The sequence below is a fragment of the Streptomyces sp. GL_140 genome, assembly GCF_057834465.1.
Genome location: NZ_CM174404.1, coordinates 7,826,640 through 7,839,703 on the forward strand (window position 1 = coordinate 7,826,640; position 13,064 = coordinate 7,839,703).

General features: G+C 72.6%; 13 protein-coding genes. 6 read left to right on the forward strand and 7 right to left on the reverse strand.

Annotated features, from left to right (window positions below):
• Positions 1 to 126: 126 nt before the first annotated feature.
• Positions 127 to 492, reverse strand: a complete 366-nt coding sequence (locus AC3IYJ_RS36355; RefSeq protein WP_489398769.1) for a hypothetical protein — start codon at positions 490 to 492, stop codon at positions 127 to 129.
• A 272-nt stretch (positions 493 to 764) separates the two neighbouring features.
• Between AC3IYJ_RS36355 and AC3IYJ_RS36360 the strand changes: the two genes are divergently transcribed.
• Positions 765 to 1,967 (forward strand): AI-2E family transporter, encoded by a 1,203-nt coding sequence (locus tag AC3IYJ_RS36360; protein ID WP_489398770.1) that lies wholly within the window; start codon positions 765 to 767, stop codon positions 1,965 to 1,967.
• A gap of 7 nt (positions 1,968 to 1,974) precedes the next feature.
• Here the strand turns inward: AC3IYJ_RS36360 and AC3IYJ_RS36365 are convergent, their stop codons facing one another.
• The 3 genes from AC3IYJ_RS36365 to AC3IYJ_RS36375 all read right to left on the reverse strand — a co-directional run bounded on the left by AC3IYJ_RS36365 (position 1,975) and on the right by AC3IYJ_RS36375 (position 4,602).
• Entirely contained in the window at positions 1,975 to 2,730 is a 756-nt protein-coding gene (locus AC3IYJ_RS36365) for a response regulator transcription factor (protein ID WP_489398771.1), read from the reverse strand.
• Complete coding sequence (locus tag AC3IYJ_RS36370; protein WP_489398772.1) at positions 2,700 to 3,947, reverse strand: sensor histidine kinase; 1,248 nt, start codon at positions 3,945 to 3,947, stop codon at positions 2,700 to 2,702. Before AC3IYJ_RS36370 ends, AC3IYJ_RS36365 begins: the two co-directional genes overlap by 31 nt.
• 67 nt (positions 3,948 to 4,014) lie before the next feature.
• A complete protein-coding gene (locus AC3IYJ_RS36375; protein WP_489398773.1) occupies positions 4,015 to 4,602 on the reverse strand; it encodes a hypothetical protein in 588 nt (195 codons plus the stop codon).
• 211 nt (positions 4,603 to 4,813) lie between these two features.
• Between AC3IYJ_RS36375 and AC3IYJ_RS36380 the strand changes: the two genes are divergently transcribed.
• From AC3IYJ_RS36380 to AC3IYJ_RS36395, 4 genes are all read left to right on the forward strand, one after another.
• A complete protein-coding gene (locus tag AC3IYJ_RS36380; protein ID WP_489398774.1) occupies positions 4,814 to 5,698 on the forward strand; it encodes a hypothetical protein in 885 nt (294 codons plus the stop codon).
• Between the two features lie 124 nt (positions 5,699 to 5,822).
• Complete coding sequence (locus tag AC3IYJ_RS36385) at positions 5,823 to 7,331, forward strand: MFS transporter (RefSeq protein WP_489398775.1); 1,509 nt, start codon at positions 5,823 to 5,825, stop codon at positions 7,329 to 7,331.
• The gene (locus AC3IYJ_RS36390; protein ID WP_489398776.1) at positions 7,328 to 7,987 is read left to right on the forward strand and encodes a TetR/AcrR family transcriptional regulator; all 660 of its coding nucleotides are present in this window, start codon (positions 7,328 to 7,330) and stop codon (positions 7,985 to 7,987) included. Before AC3IYJ_RS36385 ends, AC3IYJ_RS36390 begins: the two co-directional genes overlap by 4 nt.
• Positions 7,984 to 8,235 (forward strand): hypothetical protein, encoded by a 252-nt coding sequence (locus tag AC3IYJ_RS36395; protein WP_489398777.1) that lies wholly within the window; start codon positions 7,984 to 7,986, stop codon positions 8,233 to 8,235. The genes AC3IYJ_RS36390 and AC3IYJ_RS36395 overlap by 4 nt, the downstream gene beginning before the upstream one ends.
• An 18-nt stretch (positions 8,236 to 8,253) precedes the next feature.
• Here the strand turns inward: AC3IYJ_RS36395 and AC3IYJ_RS36400 are convergent, their stop codons facing one another.
• Positions 8,254 to 8,874 carry an L-threonylcarbamoyladenylate synthase gene (locus AC3IYJ_RS36400; RefSeq protein ID WP_489398778.1) on the reverse strand — a complete coding sequence of 207 codons (621 nt, stop codon included), beginning with the start codon at positions 8,872 to 8,874 and terminating at the stop codon, positions 8,254 to 8,256.
• Positions 8,875 to 8,980: 106 nt separating this feature from the next.
• Between AC3IYJ_RS36400 and AC3IYJ_RS36405 the strand changes: the two genes are divergently transcribed.
• Positions 8,981 to 10,090: an alpha/beta hydrolase gene (locus AC3IYJ_RS36405; RefSeq protein ID WP_489398779.1), complete on the forward strand. Its 1,110-nt coding sequence runs from the start codon at positions 8,981 to 8,983 to the stop codon at positions 10,088 to 10,090.
• Positions 10,091 to 10,167: 77 nt separating this feature from the next.
• On the opposite strand, the gene AC3IYJ_RS36410 is transcribed toward AC3IYJ_RS36405, so the two are convergent.
• Complete coding sequence (locus tag AC3IYJ_RS36410; RefSeq protein ID WP_489398780.1) at positions 10,168 to 11,382, reverse strand: IS110 family RNA-guided transposase; 1,215 nt, start codon at positions 11,380 to 11,382, stop codon at positions 10,168 to 10,170.
• Positions 11,383 to 11,676: 294 nt separating this feature from the next.
• A complete protein-coding gene (locus AC3IYJ_RS36415; protein WP_489398781.1) occupies positions 11,677 to 13,011 on the reverse strand; it encodes a cytochrome P450 in 1,335 nt (444 codons plus the stop codon).
• Positions 13,012 to 13,064: the final 53 nt, after the last annotated feature.

Genomic DNA, 13,064 nt, shown 5'->3' on the forward strand with positions numbered 1-13,064 from the left:
GAAACGGAGGTGTTCCGGAGCCGTCCAGCGGCCGGCTCCGGAACGTTCTCGCGAACGAGCGAATGATTGAACGGGTGGATGATCGGATGATCGGACAGGTGGACGGGCGGGTGGTGGCGCGCCCGGCTACGGCCGGTTGAGGGTGATGGAGTTGATCGGCCCGAGGTCGGCGTAGACCCCGGTGCCCGCGGCGATGGGGTTGCCGCAGTTGGTGCCGTTGGAGCCGTAACACAGGCTCGTCGAGGCGCCGCCCGTCTGGTTGTTGAGCACCCAGTGGTTCCCGAACTGGTTGCTCAGGTTGTGGGCCCCGTAGCTGTAGTAGATCTGGCTCGGCTTGACGGCGGGGTTCTGGTTCTGGGGATAGATGCAGACCGCGCCGTCCGGGCAGCCGGCCCAGGCATCGGCCGGGTGCGCGCCGGCCGTGCCACCGAGGGCCAGAACGGCGGCCGTCGCGGTGGCGAACGCGGCGGCGCCGCGGATCATCTTGCGCATGATGTCCCCTTGTGGGTCTTGGCTCCTGCTGACGACTTCAGCCTGTCCCCGGCGGACCCGGGGGTCGACGGGTTTCCCGTTGCCGGTCGGCGGCCCGCCCAGGGAAACCCCCGCTGACCAGCGCGGGAGCCTAAGCGGAGGCAACACCTGCCGCGGCCCCTTCGGCCCAGCGGGGATGAGGCCTTCGGGCGAACGCGCTGCGCGGCGCGCGGAGCGGGCACCGCCGGAGTGATAGCCGTGGTGGCCAACACACCTCGGAGGTGCGGCCGCACATGACCAGGCGACTCCTGACACGGCCGCCGCGACGCCGGGGCGCCGCACGCGGCGAGGGCCGCGCCGGCAGGGCGGGTACGGCCCGTCCACCGGCCCCCCGGGTCTCCGCGGTCTCCCCGGCCCTGCGCACGGCGGCCGCCTACGCCTGGCGGCTGCTGGTCGTCGGCGCGGCGGCCTACGGGGTCTTCGCGGTACTGGGACGGTTCCACGAGATCGCGCTGGCCCTCTTCCTCGGCCTGGTGGCCGCCGCCATGCTGCGCCCCCCGGCCGACCTGCTGGCCCGGCTGATGCCGAGGGGGCTCGCGGTGGCGTGCACGCTGATCAGCAGCGCGGTCCTGGTGCTCGGCGGCCTCGCGCTGGTCGGGGAGGCGGTGGCGGGGGAGTGGCCGTCACTGGTGCGGGAGTTCAGGGACGGACTGGGCCGGATCCAGGACTGGCTCGCGGGTCCCCCGCTACGGCTGGACGCGCACGTGCTGGACGATTTCCAGTCCCGGATCGGCTCCTACCTCTCCAGCCACCGCTCGACCCTGATGAGCACGGTGCTGAGCGGGGCGGGCCGGGTCGTGGCGGTGTTCACCGTGGCCGCCCTCGGGCTGTTCTGCTCGGTGTTCTTCATCCACTCGGGCGACCGGCACTGGAGCTGGTTCTGCGAACAGCTGCCGCGGGGCGCGCGGGACCGGGTGGCGCGGGCGGGGGCGGCGGCCTGGCGGACCTTCACCGGCTACACCCACGGCATCGTCCTCGTGGCCGCGACCAACGCCGTTCTCGTGGGGATCGCGCTGTTCGCCCTCGGGGTGCCGCTGGCGGTCCCGCTGGCGCTGCTGGAGTTCTTCGCCGCGTTCGTCCCGCTCATCGGCTCCCCGGTGGCCCTGGGCGTGGCCGTGGTCGTCGCCCTGGCCACCAAGGGGCCGCTCGTGGCGGCCCTGGTGATCGCGCTCATCGTGGTCATCGGCCAGATCGAGGGGCACCTGCTGCATCCCCTGGTGATGAGCTGGGCCGTACGCCTGCACCCCATGGTGGTGGCCCTGTCGGTGGTCGCGGGGGCCATCGCCGCCGGGATCGTGGGGGCCGTGGTGGCGGTGCCCCTGGTCTCGGTCGCCTGGTCGGTCCGCCAGTCCCTGCATGGGGGACCTCTGGACGAGGGCTCCTTGAACGACGGCTCCTTGACCGACGGTTCCCCGCACGGGGGCCGTGCCCGCTGAGCGGGATTCAGCCGAGGTGGTGGAGCTGCGCGTAGCGGATGGCGGCGACGCGGTCGCGGGAACCGGTCTTGGCGAAGACGCGGTTGATGTGGGTCTTGACCGTGTTGGCGCTCAGGAACAGGTCCGCCGCGATCTCGGCGTTGCTCCGGCCCCGGGCCAGCAGGGTCAGGATCTCGCCCTCGCGCGGGGTGAGTCCGTCCGGGAGCGTCGCGGCGGGCACGGAAACCGGCCCGGCCTCGGCCTCGGCCTCGGGTGCCGGCGGGCGGGCGGCGGCGGCCAGCAGGGTCGCCTGGACCTGCGGGTCCAGGACCGTGTAGCCACCGGCCGCGCTGTGCAGCGTACGGGCGATGTGATCGCGCTCGGCGTCCTTGGTGAGATAGGCGCGGGCGCCCGCACGCAGGGTTTCCAGGACGGAATCGTCGTCCGCGTACGTGGTCAGCACCACGACCGCGACGGAGGGGAAGCGGGCCGTGAGGTGCCGGGTGGCCTCGGTCCCGTCCATCACCGGCATGTGCAGGTCCAGCAGGATCGCGTCGGGGAGGTGCTCGGCCACCTGGTCCAGGGCCTCCCGGCCGTTGGCGGCCGTGCCCACCACGCGGATGTCGTCGAGCAGGTCCAGCATGATGGCCAGCCCCTCGCGGATGGTCGCCTGGTCGTCCGCGACCACGACGCGCAGCGGGGCGGCGGGGTCGGACGCGCCGGTCCCGGCGGTACCGCCCGGCGCCGGGCCGGTCATCGCGGGATCCTGGCGGTGACGGTCCACTCGCCCTCCTCGACGCCCGCGGTCAGGGCGCCGCCGACGAGCAGGAGCCGTTCGCGCATGCCGGTGAGCCCGAAGCCGCCGTCGACGGTCCTGAAGCCCGGCTTCCCGTCCTCGTCCTCGTCCCCGTTCCCGTCCCGGATGCCGCTCCCCGGCTCACCCGGGCCGCGGGCTTCGGCGTCGCCGTTGCCTTTGCCGCCTTTGCCGCCTCTGCCGCTGTTGCCGAGGGGGTTGCGGACGGTCAGGGTCACGGCGTGGTCCTCGTAGCTCAGGGTCACTCCCACCGGCCGGCCGGGAGCGTGTTTGGCGGCGTTGGTCAGGGCTTCCCCGGCGGCGCGCAGCAGACACAGCACCTGCTCGGGCGGGAGCTGCGCGGGGGTGCCCTCGACGGCCGTGGTGACCGGGTCCGCGTGCCGACGGCGGTGGGCGTCGGCCATCTCGGCCAGCGCCTCGGGCAGCGGCGCGAGATCGCTGCGCAGGGCGTGGACGGCGCGCCGGGTCTCGGTCAGCCCCTCGGTGGTCAGCCGCTGGGCGGTGGCCAGGATCTCGTCGGCCCGCCGGGGGTCGCCCCCGGCGAGCAGGGCGCGGGCCGTCTGGATCTGGATGCCGAGGGCGCCCAGCGAGTGGGCCAGTACGTCATGGATCTCGCGGGCGATCCGGGCCCGCTCGTCCAGGACCGCCGTGCGGCCCTGCTCGGCCCGCAGTTCCTCGGCCTGGGCCAGCAGGACGACGTTCTGCTCGGCGCGGACCCGGGACGCCCGGCGGCTGTGGCCGATCAGCAGGCCCATCAGCAGCAGGAGCGGGAAGCCCAGCAGGATCCCGCGGGGCGAGTCGTTCACCAGCGCACCGGCCACGGTCGCGAAGACCCCCGCGGCGGTGACCGCCCAGCCGGCCGGGGGAGCGGTCTCGCTGCCCGCCGCGATGACGGCCATCCCGGCCAGGCCCAGGAGGGCCGCGCTGTTGGGGTAGGGGCCCGCGAACCCGCCGGCCACGGCCATTCCGGCGAAGGCGACGGGCAGCAGCGCGGAACCGCGCGCGCCCCGCGCCCCGCCCCGGACGTCCAGCAGGGCCCAGAGCGCCAGGAAGCCCCCGCAGAGCACGTAGGCGGTCACCACCACCAGGTGGGCGGAGCGGTCGGCGTCGGACGCCCGGTAGAAGGCCCCGGCGCCGATGGCGGCGAACGCGGCCGACCGGATCAGCCAGGGCACGGTACGCAGCACATGGCCACGATACGGGCGGGCCGCCGTTCCGGGCCGTCGCAAGGCCCGTCCCGGTGGCCCGGTGAGGTCACTTCCGGTACTCACGGTGCCCAGAGCGAGCTCGCCCGGACGGACGCGAGGCCTGCCGGCCCAGTAGCGAGACGACCGCGGAGTCCGCAGCGGGGAAGGTGGACCCGTCCTTCTCGGGGGCGAACGGCACCGGACCGGCCAGCACGCGCGTGGCGATGACCAGGGCCTGCCCGATGCGGTTGACGCCGAGCATCAGCAGCAGCGGAGCGGTGGAGGCGGCGAGCCGGGCGTCCAGGCCGTGCGCGATCACCATGACGGCGATCCGGGAGGCGATCAGCGCCGCCCACCACCACAGACCCCACGCGGGCATCCGCGCCCACAGGACCCCCTCGCGCTCCTCCAGGACCGTCGCCCGGCCCTGCCCGAATCCGACCCCCAGGGCCACGAGGGCGCCTGCGGAGAGGCAGACGATGTCGGCCACGGACGGGGCGACGCCGCTCCTGGCGAGGCCGGCGGCGCCGACGACCGTCAGGACCACCGGCATCACGACGAGCCGCTTGCCCCGCAGCGGCGAGCTCCGGAGCTGGCGCTTGATCACGAACGCGACCACCATCAGTGCCAGCAGGACTTCCAGCACACCGTTCATCAGGACTCCTCTGTGGAGGGCGGGCGGGCTGCCCCGGTCCGCTCCGGTTCCTCCAAGCTAGGAGCGGGCCCGGCGCCGGGCGTCACCCCGTGCGGCGAGGTCAGGGGTGATCCGGGCAGGCGCGCGTAGTACCGCGGGGTGCCTGTGCGGGGGCCCGGGTACCGCCCCGGGGCGAAGCACGGTACAACTGCTGAGCGAAGAGGGGGCTGAGATGCGGCGGGGGACAACCGAATGGTTCCTGGGCGCGGCCGACGGGGAGATACGCGCACTGGAAGAAGTGCCCGGCATCGACCCGGAGCGGCTGCGCGAACTGTGGTGCGCGGAACCGGAGCTGATGCTCCGACTCGACCGGCTCTACGCGGCTTCGCAGCGGGCCTTCGAACGCCGGACGCGAGCCGCCGTCACCGAGGACCTGCTCCGCGCCCTGCGCGCGGTGGCCCAGGGCGCGGACGTCGCCCGGCTGGAGGATGCGGTCGCCCTCGCCGGGGCCCGGCTGGAGGCCGATACGGTCACCGCCGCGTCGCGGGGCCTCAACACCGGCCTGACCTTCGGGATCGTGGTCAGCCCGGTGGTGCTGATGGTGGTCTTCGCGCTGGGGACGTGGGTGCCCGGACTCTTCGGCATCGACTTCGGCTGCCAGGAGCGGCAGGCCCTGGTCCATGCCCTGGTGTGCTTCGCGGGCGGCGCGATGGGCGCGGTCTTCAGCGTCATCATCCGGCTGCGCGATCCGCAGAAGCTGATCCGCACCCGGGTCGGGCACGGCAACCTGGCCTCCGACCCCGTCCAGTTGGCCCAGGTCCTGCGCCAGGAGGGCTGGTACCGGGTGGTGGTGGGCTGGTTCCTGGCCACCTCGCTGTTCCTGCTGGTCAGCGGCGGCATCCTGACGGTCCTGACCCCGCCCGTCTCCCCGGCCGAACTGTGCGGCCCCGGCCCGCTCACGGCCGCCGGGCACGAGGCCCTGGTCAAGGCGTGGTTCTTCTGGGGCGCCATCGGCTTCCTGGCCGGGCTCAACGAACGCTGGGCCCACGGCCTGCTGCGCCACCCCTCGGCGCCCCGCGACGAGGCCGGACAGACCGACGGCGCGCGCCGCCCGTAGTCAGTCGGCCCCGAGTGCCCGTGGTCGGCCGCATCACGACGGGCCGGAGACAGGGGGTGCACAAACGTTTACCCTGGGGGGTGAACACGCGTACACCCCCCACCGGGCCAGCGTTGGGAGCACCATGCAGCACGCCGAGACACCCAGCCCCAGCCCCAGCCCCGGCCCCAGCCCCGGTCCCGGCGCCCGTCCGCGCCTGATCGTCCCCGTCCTCGCCTTCTGCGGTGCGGTCGTCGCCGTCATGCAGACCCTGGTCGTCCCCCTGCTGCCGCACGTCCCGGACCTGACGGGCAGCAGTCCGGCCGCGGCGGGCTGGCTCGTCACCATCACCCTGCTCACCGGTGCGGTCTTCACCCCCGTACTCGGCCGGGCCGGAGACATGTACGGCAAGCGCCGCGTGCTCCTCGCCTCGCTCGGCGTGCTCACCGCGGGCTCCGTCATGTGCGCCGTCACCTCCGACATCGGATGGCTGATCGGCGGCCGAGCCCTCCAGGGGTCCGCCCTCGCCGTCATCCCGCTCGGCATCAGCATCATCCGGGACGAACTCCCGGCGGAGCGCATCCTCCCCTCCATCGCCCTGATGAGCTCCACCCTCGGCATCGGGGCCGCCATCGGCCTGCCGGTGGCCGCCCTGGTCGTCGAGAACTTCGACTGGCACGCCATGTTCTGGGCCTCCGCCGCCCTCGGGCTGCTCGACGTCCTCCTCGTGCTGTGGATCGTCCCCGAGTCACCGCTGCGCACCGAGGGCCGCTTCGACGTACCCGGCACACTCGGCCTCGCCACGACCCTCGTCGCGCTGCTCCTCGCGATCACCCAGGGCGCGGACTGGGGCTGGACCTCCGCGGCCACCCTCGGCCTGCTCGCCGCCGCCCTGGTCGTCGGCGTGCTCTGGGGCCGCTACGAGCTGCGGACCGGCTCCCCGATGGTCGACCTGCGGGTCTCGGCGCGGCCCGCCGTCCTGCTCACCAATGTCGCGGCCCTCCTCGTCGGCTTCGCCTTCTACGCGAACTCCCTGGTCACGGCCCAGATGGTGCAGGAGCCGACCAGCACCGGGTACGGGCTCGGCGCCTCCATCGTGGTCAGCGGCCTGTGCCTGCTGCCCGGCGGGCTGGCCATGGTCGTGCTGTCCCCGGTCTCGGCGCGGCTCTCCGCCGCCTACGGGCCCCGGTCCGCCCTCGCCCTCGGCGCGGCCGTCATGACACTGGGGTACGTGGTCCGCTTCTTCACCAGCCACGTCCTCTGGCTGATCGTGGCCGGAGCCACGGTGGTCGCCTGCGGCACGGCCCTGGCCTACTCGGCGCTGCCCGCGCTCGTCATGCGGGCGGTGCCGGTGACCGAGACCGGGGCGGCGAACGGACTCAACACCCTGATGCGCTCCGTGGGCCAGGCCTGCTGCAGCGCCGCCGTCGCGGCCGTACTCGCCCACATGACCTTCCTGGCGGGCGGGCGCAGCGCCCCCACCCTGCACGCGTACCTGCTGGTCTTCCTCATCGCGGCCGGCGCCGCGCTCGCCGCGCTGGCGGCCGCGCTCTGTCTGCCCCCGGGCGGGGCGCCCGGCACCACCGACACCGCCGGTGCGCCCGGTACGGTCGCGGTGACGCAGTCCGCGCCCGTTGCCCGGGAGGCCACATGAGCACCGCCGAGGAATCCGGCGCCGAGACCGGCACGGACACCGCTGCCGACGCCGCCCACGACTCCGACACGGACACCGGGACCGGCCGCGACGCCATCGTGCGCGCCGCCCGCCGGGCGTTCACCCTGCGCCCGTACGCCGAGGTCACCCTGCGCGGCATCGCCGCCGACGCCGGGGTCAGCCCGTCCCTGATCGTGAAGCGGTTCGGCAGCAAGGAGCGGCTCTTCAACACCGTCGCCGACTTCCGGCCGGCCGCCGACGCGCTGTTCTCGGCGGCGCCGGCCGCGCTGGGCCGCCATCTGGTCCTGACCACGCTCCGGCTCCGGGACGAGCTGCGCGGGGACCCGCTGCTGCGGGTGGTCTTCTCCCTGGGCATCGACGACGAGCGCACCCTGCTGCGCGAACGCTTCCGGGAACAGGTCACCGCACGGCTCGCCGGCTCCCTCGCCGGGCACGACCGGGAGCTGCGCGCCGAGCTGATCGCGGGCCAGTTGCTGGGCCTGGGCGCGACCCTGAGCCTGCACCGGCCCGATGGCGCGGGAACCCGTACGCCGCCGGAGCGGCTGGCGGATCTGTACGCGCCCGGACTCCAGGTGCTCATCGACGGCGCGGCCGTCCGGCACGACCGGGAAGCGCCGGTTAGCGTCGGGGGATGAGCAGCGAAACGCAGAAGTTCGAGATCCTGCTGGTGCCCGAGCACGTGGTGGAGGGGTCCAGCGACGACGCCGTCCGGTCGGCCGTGGTCGCGCCGACCGGCCAGAGCGGTGCCTCGGGATACCCGCGCTACTCCGGGGACGGGATGGTGGCCGACATCGATCCCGTCACCCGGACGGTCGAAGCCCTCCTGGTGGACGGCTCCGAACTCGACTACGGCCTCAAGCCCGTCCTGCACCCGAAAAAGTGACCGGGGTGCCGCCGTCCGCTACTCGAAGCGGGTGGTGTCCCCCGCGCCCCGCCGGACGATCTCGGCCTCGCCGCTGGAGAAGTCGATGACGGTGGTGGGCAGCGTCCCGCACTCGCCCGAGTCGACAACCATGTCCACGACGTGGTCGAGCCGGTCCTTGATCTCCCAGCCCTGGGTCATGGGCTCGGTCTCGTCCGGCAGCAGCAGCGTGCTGGACAGCAGCGGCTCGCCGAGCTCGGCCAGCAGGGCCTGGGCCACCACGTGGTCGGGGATGCGGACGCCGACCGTCTTCTTCTTCGGGTGCTGGAGCTGGCGCGGCACCTCCTTCGTCGCCGGGAGGATGAAGGTGTAGCTGCCCGGGGTGGAGGCCTTGATCGCGCGGAAGACGTCGTTGTCGATGATCACGAACTGGCCGAGCTGTGCGAAGTTCTCGCAGACCAGGGTGAAGTGGTGGCGGTCGTCGAGCTGTCGGATCGACCGGATCCGGTCGACGCCTTCACGGTTGCCCATCTTGCAGCCCAGCGCGTAGCAGGAGTCCGTCGGATAGGCGACGAGCCCGCCGGAACGGATGCTGTCGGCGATGCTGCCGATGGTCCGGGGCTGGGGGTTGTCGGGGTGTACGTCGAAGTACTTAGCCATCCGACGAGCCTACGGGATCCAGGGGTTCCGGCATCCGGACACGGAAGTGTGATCATGGGACGCTGTGGCCGGGAACGGAACGGCGCTCAGGACCATCTGGATTCACGTGACTCTGACAAGTACTTCGCTCTTCTTCACGACCCTGCTCATCACCGTGTTGATGTTCGGGGCCGTCGTATGGCTGTGGCCGCGCCTGGCGCGGCAGGGGTGGCGCCAGGTCCTGGGCCGGATCGGCCTGGTCCTCGTCGTGCAGGTGCTCACCCTGTCGGTCATCGGCCTCGCGGCGAACAGGAGCTTCCTCATCTACGGCTCGTGGGCGGAGCTGGCCGGAGTGGACAAGCCGGCCGCCCTCAGCCAGGACGCCGGCGGGACCTCCGCCGTGAAGTTGATCGGCCGGCAGAAGCCGGACGTGCCCGGCGGCGCGAACAAGCACGTGGGCGGCGAGATCGAGAAGATCATGATCCAGGGGGAGCGGTCGCAGATCGCCACCCCGGCCTACGTCTACCTGCCGCCCGAGTACTTCCAGAAGGGCAACGAGAAGCGGGTCTTCCCCGCCGCCGTGGTCCTCACCGGCTTCCCCGGCACGGCGGAGAACCTCCTCCACGGTCTGCGGTACCCGAAGACCGCCTGGAGCCTGGCGAAGCAGAAGAAGATGCAGCCGATGATCCTGGTGCTGATGCGGCCCACCGTGGCCCCGCCGCGCAACACCCAGTGCGTGGACATCAAGGGCGGCCCGCAGACCGAGACCTTCTTCGGGACGGACCTCCCCAAGGCCCTCACCGGCGCCTACCGGATCGGCGCCTCGCCCCGGAGCCTGGGCATCATGGGCGACTCCACCGGAGGCTACTGCGCGCTCAAGGTCGCGCTGGAGCACCCGGAGACCTACTCGGCCGGAGTGGGCCTGTCCGCGGACTACGCGCCGGAGATCGACGGGGACTCCGGCGACCTCTTCCACGGCAACACCGCCGAGGAGAAGCGGTCCGACCTGCTGTGGGCCTTGGACCACCTGCCCCAGGGCAGGACGAACTTCCTCGTCACCACCTCGCTCCAGGGCGAGGAGAACTACCGCCCCACCCAGAAGTTCATCGCGAAGGTGAAGGACCCCGCCCGGGTCTCCTCGATCACCCTCGACCACGGCGGGCACAACTTCAAGACCTGGAACCGCGAGATCCCGCCGTCCCTGGAGTGGCTCAGCACCCGCCTCACCACCGAATAGCGGGAGCCTCCCGGGGGGGGGTGTCTCTATGTCTTTCGTCAAGGACGTGGTGCCGGGTATGAGGCTGTTTGGGATGGTCATGGGGCGAGGGTGGCGGCGGGGACTCTGGAGTCGTAGAAGGTGCCGTCTCGGAGCATGGCGAACAGGACACTGATGCGTTGTCGGGCGAGTCGTAGGAGTGCCTGGGTGTGGGTTTTGCCGCGGGCTCTTTGCCGGTCGTAGTAAGCGCGGGAGGCTGGGTCGGCGTTCATGCAGGCGAAGGCGGAGAGGAACATGGCGCGTTTGAGCTGGCGGTTTCCGCCGCGGGGTGCGTGTTCGCCGTGGATTGAGGTCCCCGACGACTTCGTGGTGGGGGCGAGGCCGGCGTAGGAGGCGAGGTGGGCGGCGCTGGGGAAGCTGGTGCCGTCTCCGACGGTGACCAGCAGGACGGCGGCGGTCCTGACTCCGACTCCGGGCATCGAGGTCAGGACCTGGTGAAGAGGGTGGGCCTCCAGCAGGCTGCTGATCTGCGCTTCCAGCGCACGGCGCTGGTCATGGACCGTGGCGAGCGAGGCGGCCAGGGACGGGATCACGATGTCGAGGGTGCCGGTTCCCGGGACCACGACGGTCTGCTCGTCGAGGGCGTCGAAGACGTCGTCGATCAGCCGGACGGCCATGCGTGGGGCCTTGGGGCGGATGAGTTCGACGAGTCTGCGGCGGCCGGCTTTCCGCAGTGCGGCCGGGGATCCGTGACGCTCGAGGAGCCAGGTGACGGCCGGGTGGTCCAGCCGCGGTCCCAGGACTCGTTCGAGGCTGGGGTGGAACTGGGTCAGCAGGCCGCGTATCCGGTTCGAAGTGCGGGTGGCTTCGGCGGCGAGGTCCTGGTCGAAGCCGGTCAGCACCGTGAGCTCGGCGGTGATCTGGTCGGTCAGCTCCAGCGACCGCAGGACGTGCGGCATGGTTCGGGCGGCGTCCGCGATCACCGCCGCGTCCTTCGCGTCGGTTTTCGCCTCGCCTGGATACAGGTCAGCGATCCGCCGCATCGAGAGCCCGGGCAGGTAGGCGACCTCACAGCCGGCGTCGCGGGCGACGGTCAGCGGCAGAGCGCCGATCGATGCGGGCTGGTCCACGATCACCAGCACCGTGCCGAACTTGGCCTTGAGTTTGTCGAAGACGGCCCGCAGCCTGGGTTCGCTGTTGGGCATCGGCTTGTCGAAGACCTTCTTGCCCGCCGGCGTCAGCCCGTGGCCGTGGTGGGCGCTCTTGCCGACGTCCATACCCAGGAAGACGCCCACATCGCCGGTGTCTAACATCGAACCCCTCCTGGGTGGTTGACCTGGCCGGCCACGGCGTTGGCACCGTACTCGCGCATCCACGTTATGCAGACCTGCCGCCCACGTCTCTGTCCGGCATTGCGCCGGACCGGGCGGTGGCCGGGTCTCTCATCAGCGGCTCCGACGGCACCCCACGGGCCCGGCGACACCACCCCCCAGGCCATCACTTCGACAGAGGGGACACAGTCATACCGGGCCCGGAGGCCAGCGGTCCCGTTGCAGGACCGCGAAAAACATAACGGGGGCAGCACAAGGGAGCAAAGGGGGGAGCCGTCACACGGCGGTGAGCGTGGCCGGGGTCGGACCGTCGGGGCGGACCGTGATGCTGTAGGCGGCCTTCCGCGGGACGGAGCGGAAGGCCAGGGTGTACGCGGGCAGCAGGTGTTCGAGCAGTACGGCCGACTCGCGCAGCGCGAACTGGAGGCCGAGGCAGGCGCGCGGCCCGATGCCGAAGGGCACGTACCCGCCCGCCACCGCCGGACGGCCACCCGCGGTGGTGAACCGCCGCGGGTCGAAGCGCTCGGGATCCGGCCACAGCCCGGGGTCGCGGTGGGCGAGGTAGGGGCAGACGACCACATCGGTGCCCGCCTCGATCGCGTAGCCGGCCAAGGTGTCGTCCTCGACGGCGTGCCGGGGCAGGATCCAGGCCGACGGGTACAGCCGCAGCGTCTCGCTGACCAGCGCCGCGACGGCCTCCCGACGCTCCGGTGAACCCTCGCCGCCCGCTGCCAGGGCCTGCTCGCGGGCCGCCGGATCGCGGTCCAGCAGCAGGTACAGCCAGGTCAGGGTGGTGGCGGTGGTTTCGTGACCGGCCACCAGCAGGGTGACCAGCTCGTCACGGATCAGCCGGTCGGTGTACTCGGGCCGCTCGGCGGAGGCCTCGACCAGCAGGTGCAGCAGCCCCGGCCCGTCCGGCCCGGCGGCGCCGCTGCGCGCGGCGGCGATGGCGTGCTCGGCGACGGCGTCGATCCTGGCCAGATCGGCGGCGACGGCCTCCCCCGCGTCGGCGGAGTCGGCGGGCAGCTTCGGCAGGGCGGCCACCACGGCCGCGACGGAGGCCAGTTCGCGCTCGGTTTCCGCGTCGAGGGGATGCCCGGTCAGGGAACGCCAGATGGTGTCGAGGGCGAAGCGCCGCATCTCCTCGCCTACATCGAGGACTTCACCGCTACGGGCGTACGCGGCCCAGCGCCCGGCGGTGGTCCGCGCGGCCTCGGCGATCCGCTGCTCGTAGCGGCGCATCCCGGTCCCGGTGAACTGGGACTGCAGGAGCCGCCGCTGCCGCTTCCACGCCTCGCCGGTCGCGGCGAGCACACCGTCGCCGATCAGCAGGCGGGCGCGGTGCGAGCGCTTGACGTACCGCTGCGGATGCAGAGCCAGCACGTGCTGGACCGCCTGCGGGGCGGTGACCAGCACGGTCGGCCGCTCCCCGGGCCCGTCCCCGAGGCGGAACGCGCCGACCCCGCCGAGCCGCCCGCACACCTCGGCCAGCAGCTCGACCAGTTCACCTCCGCCGGCCCGCCACCGCTCCACCACGGCGGGATCCAGCTCTGGAACCGCTGGCCCGAGCCGGGCCGGAGGGAGGTGCTCGGGACTGGCTTCGACGGCCATCGGGTTCCCCTGTTCGTCCGCTGCGTCTGCTCCCGCCGGTCCTACCACCCGAG

Excerpts from the sequence above, each read along its gene's own strand:
- AC3IYJ_RS36355 (WP_489398769.1), bottom strand. The coding sequence starts at position 492 with ATGCGCAAGATGATCCGCGGCGCCGCCGCGTTCGCCACCGCGACGGCC.
- AC3IYJ_RS36360 (WP_489398770.1), top strand. The coding sequence starts at position 765 with ATGACCAGGCGACTCCTGACACGGCCGCCGCGACGCCGGGGCGCCGCA.
- AC3IYJ_RS36375 (WP_489398773.1), bottom strand. The coding sequence starts at position 4,602 with ATGAACGGTGTGCTGGAAGTCCTGCTGGCACTGATGGTGGTCGCGTTC.
- AC3IYJ_RS36380 (WP_489398774.1), top strand. The coding sequence starts at position 4,814 with ATGCGGCGGGGGACAACCGAATGGTTCCTGGGCGCGGCCGACGGGGAG.
- AC3IYJ_RS36385 (WP_489398775.1), top strand. The coding sequence starts at position 5,823 with ATGCAGCACGCCGAGACACCCAGCCCCAGCCCCAGCCCCGGCCCCAGC.
- AC3IYJ_RS36390 (WP_489398776.1), top strand. The coding sequence starts at position 7,328 with ATGAGCACCGCCGAGGAATCCGGCGCCGAGACCGGCACGGACACCGCT.
- AC3IYJ_RS36395 (WP_489398777.1), top strand. The coding sequence starts at position 7,984 with ATGAGCAGCGAAACGCAGAAGTTCGAGATCCTGCTGGTGCCCGAGCAC.
- AC3IYJ_RS36400 (WP_489398778.1), bottom strand. The coding sequence starts at position 8,874 with ATGGCTAAGTACTTCGACGTACACCCCGACAACCCCCAGCCCCGGACC.
- AC3IYJ_RS36410 (WP_489398780.1), bottom strand. The coding sequence starts at position 11,382 with ATGTTAGACACCGGCGATGTGGGCGTCTTCCTGGGTATGGACGTCGGC.
- AC3IYJ_RS36415 (WP_489398781.1), bottom strand. The coding sequence starts at position 13,011 with ATGGCCGTCGAAGCCAGTCCCGAGCACCTCCCTCCGGCCCGGCTCGGG.